We start from the raw sequence: 8735 nt of genomic DNA on the forward strand, positions 1-8735 counted from the left end.
CGCTTCGCATTGAAATATGGATATCTCAAAAAAGAGATACCCACATTTCAACACGACATGAACATCAACAACAATGATTGGAAATCCCTAGTTTTGAATACTACGAAGACAGGGTAGCTTTCAGCATCCCTTCTTTTTGGGCCTTGCCCTGATGTGGTAAGGATGCAGAACGTTCCATTGGGTTGCGTCCGCGCTTGGTTATGGGCAAATGGTTATTGGGATAGGTCATGATCTTTCGGTTCGTAATTCAGTTCCATTGGGGCATACATTTATGAAGTCTGTAAACGTGCAACAAGGTATGGGCACACAACAATGTTGCTTTCAAAAACGTTTCCAATTCCATACTTCCACAAAACGACACATGGGAGGTTTGGCCATTTAAACCGTACATTTTTCACCAATAACTTTTCGCGTTCCGTAAGGGAGCAACCCAAGGGCAAGGGTACAATAGATCAAAGGCATTAGAAAAATCAGCCCTTTGTTATGCTTTGCCCAAAATTGAAAACCTGGCCAGTCCCATCCAAACCCCCAAGGCAAACTAGCTGCCTGCGAACACCGTGTTGAAAACGCCAACGGCAAGTTCGGCCCAGACAAGTACTAGGACCAAGAACAAACCTAGTATCAACAGAAGCCTGTTTCTCTTGGTTTTTATCTTTCTTAAGATGAACTCAAGCGTAAGTCCCGATCCATATAACAGTGCACCTGCAACGATGAAGTCCAATGTCTTCCAATGGATTTCATCTGTAAGCGCCATTCCTAAAAGAGGAACAAAAAGTAGGGCAGTTGCACAAGTAAGGATTATGGCGAGTCGCTTGTTCTGCTCAACAAGTCTCTTTGTGATCGTCTTCATTTTTTTATTTGAATCAGCGTCAATTATGGGTGTTGCCATTGCGTGTTTTGTGAAAGCCTTGATTTTTGTATGTCAGGTCAAATTTATCGATTAGTTTTTTGATTTTTAGAGTTCCGTGGAGAATTGCCTATTTTAGATCGAGGTGATGGCCAAAATGAGGGGCTGAGCGCCCGCCGGGATAAGCCAAGGATTGGGAGGCGTATGCCGAGAGGCCGTTTGCGAACCCTGAACATGAGGTGTTTTTTATGGTGCGCATGGCCATAACATCTCCATGAGCAACCGTCGCATGACCTCCCTTGCCAATGGGCGGGTCGGTTTTACGGCCCAGGTGCCACTGCAAACCTCCCTCCCCGTACAGAGCGGTTCCCTTAGCAGACAGAGAGGCCGAGGGCCCGGTGTGGTTCCATACCGAAGTTTCGGTGTATGCATTATGGGTGGTATCGAGCGCGCGAATGTTTGGTTATTGGGGACTGTATTTTAATTCCTTTTCTAATAGTTTTTTAAAAAATCGTTCCGTTTTATTCAATAGTTCATCATTCAATGATCTATTTCTGATTATCAATTTGGGGCTTTCAACTAATTCTCCTTTTGTTGAAAAGTCAAAAAATTCCTTTTTTCTATTGAAGTCGTTAAATAATCCCCAGTCTTTTTCAACTTTTTTGACAAAACCTTGATGATGAACAAGTTTGTTCCTGATTCGCTTAACCATTAATATGAATTGCCATTCAGGATTTAGATTATCAAAATTCACATTACAAGATTTAGTCAGATATTGTCTTGATTTTTCAATATCATTATTTCCTTTTAAGTCATTTATTGAATATCTGGTCTCCTTTGAAAATTCATATTGTTCACAAATTTCTTTTAACTCGTGTTCAATAAATGATATAATTTGAATTAAAAAAGAAGCCCTAAAATTGTGCGGAAATATTCGTGCGATATCACTATATCTGTCACTATAATTTTCAGCTATTCTGTTCCAAGAATCATACTCGTCCTTACTTAACTTTGAAATTCTGTCTTGATAAGATTCCTCCAAGGTTTTCTTTTCTGCTTCTAAAAATCTTTCGATAGTATTTTGATAGTTTTTAAATTCCACTAATGCTAGTTCTATTCCAAATAAATAGAATTTAGAATTATCTAATATTGTGCTTTCCGTTTCGTTCATATAGTAGCCAAAAGTTTTGCTATGCGTAGTGTCCCGAAGGGCATTTTGTATAGGCGATGTTGTGAGCTTTTTTATATTTCTAGTTCCTTTACAAATTCCATTATTTTTTCAAGAATGTACTTTTGAATATGACCTGTTCCTAAGGTATTTTGCTTTGCGGCTATTTCATTTGGAACTTCTTGACCACTTGACCGCCATGTCAGCTCAAGACATACTACCTCTTTAGAAGTAAGGTCAATTTCAATATCTGGTTTAAGGTTTGTTCCCCGAAGTTCTTGCTTTTCACACTTGATTTTAATTCCTTTAAAACCATCTTCCTTTAGGACCTCTTCGAGCGCTTTGGAAATTGCCTTGTTTAGTTCTTTGTCACCTGATTTCGCGTTTTGTTGAAGTCTCAAGTACTCGGCTTGTGCTTCTTCTTTGGTTGCACGAACACTTCGCTTAGAGCTATCAGTCTTACCGAGTAAGGCAAGATAAAAGTCACTTCTGCGAATTAGATCATGACAAATTTTCTTGGCTTCGGATTTCTTCTTTAGGCTGGATTTTGTAGATTCCGAACCATAAACGCGAATAGCTGATAAAGATAGGTTTGGAGAGACACTAAACAAGCGAACATCTAGAAAGCGAAAAAGAAATCCAGCATCAACTCTTCTTTTCCTCCAATCATTTAGATATGCACTTTTGTTGCTGTCATCATCCAAATACGCACACATTCTGTCAATATCTACTTTGGAATCTATGCCTTGGGTGAGGGATCTTACTGTTCTGTCTAATTCCTTTGACGTGTCGCCAGGAAGAAGGACCCAAACCTTAGGTTTTACTTTCTCTTCTAGAATCTTCCAAGTCTTTTCATTTATTTGAATGGCGACATCCTCAATTTTCGAATAAAACTGTCCGATTGTAGTACAGTCTTTCAGTAAACCATCCGTAATTTCTTTGGTTATTCCGAACGAGTCTAAGCTTTCACCATTATTTAAGCTTCTAATTGTATCATCGGCAACATCGAAGTAAAGTGACTTATCTAATCCTTTGAACTGATATTGTGGCCCAGAGTTTGGTGAAATACTTTCCCTGCCAATAGTCCAAGCTATATCCCCAATTTTTTTAGCAGCCTCAAAGTCTGTTATGGGCCATATAATCAAAACATTACCTTCGTTCGTCCGGAAAAGCACACGCATTTCTTCAAAAAACTCACGTAGTTCTTTTTCATTGATTGTTGGGTTATCTTGCTCATCTATTATGAATACCTTGAAACCATTAAGGTGTGAACTGGACTTTATGTCCGCAATGATATCATTGAAAGAATCATTTTTTGAGAAAGAACGGCTGTAAAGCTTGTCAAAAAAGTTTGGAAGAGTGCGTAAAAAGGTTGTTTTACCCGATCCTGATTCTCCAACAAAAAGTTGGAATTGACCTGTACCTCCAACGCTAACTTTACCCAACAGGCTCTCTAAGTGTGCAGATGCTGAATCAATTTTCCGAACAATTTTAGAAATCTCTCCGCCTTTTTCATTGACTTGTCGCTCTAAAATTTCAAACCTCTTGGGTAAAACCAATGGGTCCTTCACGAATGATAATTTGATTTGCATTTCTTAATTTGTTGTCTTGTCCTGAAATAGGTTGCCTTTTTTTTGTGTTAAAGAATCTATTTCTAAATATCGGATTTCTGGTCGGAACATGGACCATTTTTTCAAAGAAAATTCCCTGCGGGTTTTGAAAAAAGTTGCCAACATTCCTAGGCCGTTTTCTTTTTGTATGATTTGTATTTTATCGAGTCATATTTTTTGTGGATGTGCTCGGGGGTTTCCAGTCCCAGGCTCCAGTGTATTTTGTACCGGAGACCCAAAGATCAGAACGGCACAATGACCGTGGGGGATACCTATGGCCCTAAGCGGACGTTTTGTTGAAAAATGCCCGATGATGACGGAAATCCAAGGCTCCGTAGAAAGGAAAGCATCCCCACGGGGTCAAAAAATGCTGAAAAATAAAAAAGTATCGGCCCAGGTGCCACTGCAAACCGCTTCCCCAAGTTAGACCGATCCCAATAACTGACGAACAGACCAAGGCCCCGGTGTGGTTCAACATCGAAGTTTAGGTGCATGCATTTGGGGCAGTACCAACCATATGAATGCTTGGTCATAGTCATTAGTACTTTCCCGCACTGCCAAACCGTTTCTGGTTTTAGTCCACGAAGGTCTCACGAATGATATCCTTACATTTTTTAATCTCCGATCGTGTTAATCGGTCGAACTTTTTTACTATCCGTGCTTTGTCAATTGTCCGAATCTGGTCGATTGCAACCATACCTTTCTTGGCATTGTGTTGCACCTGAATTCGGGTCGGGTATTTTTTCAGGTTCGTTGTCATTGGTGCGACCACGATGGTATTCAAATACTTGTTGATTTCATTGGGCGATAAAATTACACAAGGACGTGTTTTCTTGATTTCGCTGCCAATTGTGGGGTCTAGATTTACGAGAACTATGGAATACTGTTTTAATTCCATTCCTCAAAGTTTTCGTCTTCAAATACATCGTTGAACAATAAGCGGTCGTCATTGTTTTCCCGCATTTTTTCAAACGCCATGTCCCAATTTTTTCTCGGACTATCGATTGGTTTCAGGATTATTTGTCCTTTTTCCAGAATCATTTCCACTTTGTCCTTGATATTGTACTTTTCCAATATTGTTTTGCTTAGACGCAAGCCTTTGGAATTTCCTATTTTAATAATTGGTGTTTCCATAATTTTATTTATGTGAGTACAAAGTTATTACATTTTATCGAATACGCAAATTTTGTCCTGTCCTGAAATAGGTTGCCCTTTTTTGTGTTGAAGGATTCCTTTTTAAATATCGGATTTCTGGTCGGAACATTGACAAGTTTTTCAAAAAAATTCCCTGCGGGTTTTGAAAAAAGGGGCCAACATTCCTAGGCCGTTTTTTTTATGGGAGCTGTGCTTTATGGAGTCATATTTCTTGTGGATATGGCCGGGGGTTTCCAGTGCTGGGCTCCAGTGTTCTTTGCGGATAAATAAATAAAAACGGCACAATGGCCGTGCGGGACACCTATGGCCCTGAACGGACGTTTTGCTGAAAAGTGCCCGATGGAGAAGGAGATTCAAGGCTCCGTGGAGTGGAAAGCATCCCCACGGGGTCAAGAAATACCGAAAACCACAACAGTATCGGCCCAGGGGCCACTGCGAACCTCCCTCCCCGTACAGACCGGTTCACGTAGCAGACAGAGATACCAAGAGCCCGGTGTGGTTCCATACCGAAGTTTCGGTGCATGTATGCTGGGTGGTACCGACCGCGCGAATGTTTGGTTATTGTAAGTAGTGCTTTTCGCGTTCTCTTAATTCGTTTGCAACAGATTTATTCCGCTTAATTCCTGCCCAATTTGGTGTATTCCGCTTAATATTTTTTCGGTCTGTTTCGCCGATGGTTTTTTTGTTCCTGAAACATATTGAGAAAGTAGAGTAGCGTTCATTCCAATCTTCTCGGCAAGAAATTTGGCATTTAAAACCTTATAAAACTTAAAGAATTGTTTAAAATCTATTTCAAATCTAATATCGGTTGGGTCAACTTTTATTTTTTCGTCCTCAAAATGTAATTCGGTCGCCTCGTATGTGTTGTTGATCAGTTCGGGAATGGATTGTCCAGTTGTAAATATTGGATAGTCCGCTGAAAAGGCAGAAAACCCAGTATTCGTTTTTTCAACTGTCATTGTTATTTTCTTCTTCTTTGCCATAATCTTATCTTTTAATTCCGGCGTCTTTTAAAATTTTCTTTTCCAATCCTTTACCCATTTCTTGGCTTCCGTGATTTGGAAATATAATCGTTCCCTTTTTTGTTTCGTGTCTCATTTTCACGTGAGAACCTTTTTGCGATACTGCATACCAACCATCTTTAGTTAATATTCGGTAAAGTTGGGAGCATTTCACTCAGTTTCGCTTTGATTTAGATTTCAAAGGTAAATAATTATTTACTTTTTTCAAAACTAATTTTGTTGCGAAGACGGATTTCGAACATTACTTACAACGCTTGAGCTAAGATTGGTTGCGGAAACGTCCGCAGGAGTTTCCAGCGTGGTATGAAGTTACTAAAATTGGGCAAGATTTTCCGTGAGGAAAATCGGCAGCAATTAATTTTAGTTTTTGTTAGCAAATGTACTTTTTCGCAATGATTGCGTTTCTACTTTCACGCAAACTTTTCAATTCCGTTTTTTTCGTCCGAGTAAAATCCATTGTGGTAAAGTTATTCAATTTCGTTTGCTTAATTTTTGCGACTTAGGATTGGTTCACTCAGAGTTTCAATTCCATACGAGTGTTAAGTCCCGCTTTTTTTTATTTTAAATCCGTTTTGTCGCTTTCCTTTTGTTTCTTTTTTTAGACTCCTTTTTCATTAATCCAAATGCCCAAACAGCGAGTCCCAGATATAATACAATTCTTGCCCAGCTGTAAACTGAATTTAGTTCCTCTATGACGTAGAATTTTTCGGATAACCAAAATAATCCACCAATCGCCATAAGTGCGAATGTAAGCTTCCCTTGATTAGAACTGTTTAGTTTTCCAAAATTACTTTTTTATTTTGTTTTTTAATTCCTCTGGGGCTAGCCCCAGAGGAATTAAGTTTTGCATATTTTACTGGTGGGATTTTCCCTAAGCTATCGTGCGGTCTTTCATGGTTATAATCATCCATCCAGATTTTGGTTTGCTCTCTGACTTGATTTAGGTCTTCAAAAATGTATTTATTAAGGACCCCACGTCTGTATGATCCATTGAATCGCTCTATAAAAGCATTTTGGGTTGGTTTTCCCGGTTGGATATATTTAAATTCTATATCGTGCATTTGACTCCATTCACTTGTTATTTGTGCGATAAACTCTGGACCGTTGTCCATACGTATCTTCTTGGGCCTCCCTTTTTTATTGATCAAATGGCTGAGTACCCAAACAATGCGGTTGCTTGTCAAGGAATAATCTACTTCAATATGAAGTGCTTCTCTGTTAAAATCATCTATAATGTTAAATGCTCTGAAGCGCCTTTTGTTCTCTAGGACATCGGTTACAAAGTCCATGCTCCAAGTATGGTTTAACTCATTTGGAACCTCTAGAGGCTCTTTAATTCTTGTTGGCAAGCGTTTCTTCACCTTTCTTCTCAAAGGAAGTCCCAAGGCTACGTAAACACGGTGCACACGTTTATGGTTCCAAGGTTTGCCCTCTTCCCGTAAACGGTCGTAAGCTTTCCAAAAGCCCTCTTCAGAACGATCCTCTGCTTTTTTCTCAAGTGCATCTTCTATAGCTGAATCGTCTTTGGGCAAGGGTTTGTAACAGTAAACACTCTTGCTCATATTTAAAACACGGCACGCCCTGTTGATGCCGTAATGAACAAGCTCCTTGGCGATACTTCGTTTACGACAGGGCTTTAGAGCTTTTTTTCTATGATCTCTTTGGCCATCTGGTGATCTAGTGCCAAACTCGCATACATCTGTTTGAGTCGCGTGTTCTCTTGTTCGAGTTCTTTGAGCCTTTTTAGCTCCTTTGAGCTCATTCCTGCATACTTGGAACGCCATTTGTAAAACGCAGCGGAACTAACACCGTGCTCACGGCTTATCTGGTCAACACTCTTTCCGTTGTCGAACTCTTTTAAAATCTTTGCAATCTGTGTGGGTGAAAATCTGCTCTTTCTCATACCGTCTAAATTAAGATTATTATTCTACTTTTAAACAGTTCGGTTTTAGGGGAAGCTTACATAAATACCTGACCAAAAAGACGATACCCGTAAGTTTTGAAGAACGTATCGCCCGTCTCAATCTGTTGGTACGTGGTTGGATAAATTACTTTGGACCGGCATCCATTCAAGCTAAACTTAAAAAGCTGGAAGAGTGGCTGAGAAACCGATTACGGTATTGCATCTGGCATCCCCGAACCCTCGGGGGAAGAAACCGGAACGAAAACGGAAAAACCTGATTCGTCTGGGAATCGACCAAGACCATGCCTATGCGTGGAGCAGAACCAGAATGGGAGGATGGGCAGTGGCCCAGAGCCCGATACTGCGGACTACCATCACCATAAAACGGTTAAAGACGAAGGGTTATGTTAGTTTGATGGAATACTACAGACGATAAGTTTCATTATCGAACCGCCGTATACGAGACCCACTTGGCCTGTCCAGAGCGAAGTCGAAGGATACGGTGGTGTGAGAGGCGCACCCTGTCCCTTACTGGCAGGGCCGTCTACTCGATTGCCATTAGTACTTTTCGCGCTAATTAGACATTCAGCGATAGTTTCAGACTTCCGCCCAATCCTTCTCGAATTATTCTCATCAGAGTAGAAAGTCTAATGTCACTTGCATTGTTCTCAATTCGAGAAATATAGCTTTTAGTCGTTCCAACTTTATCCGCAAGTTGTTGTTGCGTTAAGTTTTTACTTTTCCTTGCTTCTTGGATTAATACACCAATTCTGAACGCTTCAAATTCCTCTTGAAACTTTTCTCTTGTATCAGTTCCTTTTTTTCCGTATTTGGCATCTAAATGGTCGTCCCAACTCGTTACGTTATTTTTTGTTTTCATAATATTCTTTTTTAAGTCTTTCAGCTCGTTTAATTCATCTTAAAAATCCACCTGCTTTGCAGGTGGTCATGTTCTGAGGGCTATGCCTATTTTTGTTGTATGGGTAAATATAGGAAACTCAGCCATGTTGTCTACAAATGTGATTATCAC

General features: G+C 39.9%; 10 protein-coding genes. 1 reads left to right on the forward strand and 9 read right to left on the reverse strand.

Going from position 1 to position 8735, the window contains the following annotated elements:
* Positions 1-538: 538 nt before the first annotated feature.
* The 8 genes from ACKWCC_RS18835 to ACKWCC_RS18870 all read right to left on the reverse strand — a co-directional run bounded on the left by ACKWCC_RS18835 (position 539) and on the right by ACKWCC_RS18870 (position 7705).
* Positions 539-889 carry a hypothetical protein gene (locus ACKWCC_RS18835; protein WP_413997525.1) on the reverse strand — a complete coding sequence of 117 codons (351 nt, stop codon included), beginning with the start codon at positions 887-889 and terminating at the stop codon, positions 539-541.
* Between the two features lie 421 nt (positions 890-1310).
* The gene (locus ACKWCC_RS18840) at positions 1311-2018 is read right to left on the reverse strand and encodes a hypothetical protein (protein ID WP_413997526.1); all 708 of its coding nucleotides are present in this window, start codon (positions 2016-2018) and stop codon (positions 1311-1313) included.
* Between the two features lie 71 nt (positions 2019-2089).
* Positions 2090-3607, reverse strand: a complete 1518-nt coding sequence (locus ACKWCC_RS18845; protein WP_413997527.1) for an ATP-binding protein — start codon at positions 3605-3607, stop codon at positions 2090-2092.
* 592 nt (positions 3608-4199) lie between these two features.
* Positions 4200-4523, reverse strand: coding sequence for a type II toxin-antitoxin system PemK/MazF family toxin (locus tag ACKWCC_RS18850; RefSeq protein ID WP_413997528.1), 324 nt, complete (start codon positions 4521-4523; stop codon positions 4200-4202).
* Positions 4514-4759 (reverse strand): AbrB/MazE/SpoVT family DNA-binding domain-containing protein, encoded by a 246-nt coding sequence (locus tag ACKWCC_RS18855; protein WP_413997529.1) that lies wholly within the window; start codon positions 4757-4759, stop codon positions 4514-4516. The genes ACKWCC_RS18850 and ACKWCC_RS18855 overlap by 10 nt, the downstream gene beginning before the upstream one ends.
* A 608-nt stretch (positions 4760-5367) precedes the next feature.
* Positions 5368-5763: a helix-turn-helix domain-containing protein gene (locus tag ACKWCC_RS18860; RefSeq protein ID WP_413997530.1), complete on the reverse strand. Its 396-nt coding sequence runs from the start codon at positions 5761-5763 to the stop codon at positions 5368-5370.
* A gap of 4 nt (positions 5764-5767) precedes the next feature.
* Positions 5768-5956, reverse strand: a complete 189-nt coding sequence (locus tag ACKWCC_RS18865; protein ID WP_413997531.1) for a type II toxin-antitoxin system HicA family toxin — start codon at positions 5954-5956, stop codon at positions 5768-5770.
* Positions 5957-6575: 619 nt separating this feature from the next.
* Positions 6576-7705, reverse strand: a protein-coding gene (locus tag ACKWCC_RS18870) for an IS3 family transposase (protein ID WP_413997532.1) whose coding sequence is annotated in 2 segments (ribosomal slippage) — positions 6576-7444 and positions 7444-7705 — 1131 coding nt in all. Because the reading frame shifts where the segments join, the coding sequence is not laid out codon by codon here.
* 107 nt (positions 7706-7812) lie between these two features.
* On the opposite strand from ACKWCC_RS18870, the gene ACKWCC_RS19395 reads away from it, so the two are divergent.
* Positions 7813-7983 carry a group II intron maturase-specific domain-containing protein gene (locus ACKWCC_RS19395; RefSeq protein ID WP_462043256.1) on the forward strand — a complete coding sequence of 57 codons (171 nt, stop codon included), beginning with the start codon at positions 7813-7815 and terminating at the stop codon, positions 7981-7983.
* A gap of 299 nt (positions 7984-8282) precedes the next feature.
* On the opposite strand, the gene ACKWCC_RS18880 is transcribed toward ACKWCC_RS19395, so the two are convergent.
* Positions 8283-8585: a helix-turn-helix domain-containing protein gene (locus ACKWCC_RS18880; protein WP_413997533.1), complete on the reverse strand. Its 303-nt coding sequence runs from the start codon at positions 8583-8585 to the stop codon at positions 8283-8285.
* Positions 8586-8735: the final 150 nt, after the last annotated feature.

Origin of the sequence: Maribacter aquimarinus, from assembly GCF_047345505.1 — a bacterium.
Classification (GTDB): Bacteria; Bacteroidota; Bacteroidia; order Flavobacteriales; family Flavobacteriaceae; genus Maribacter.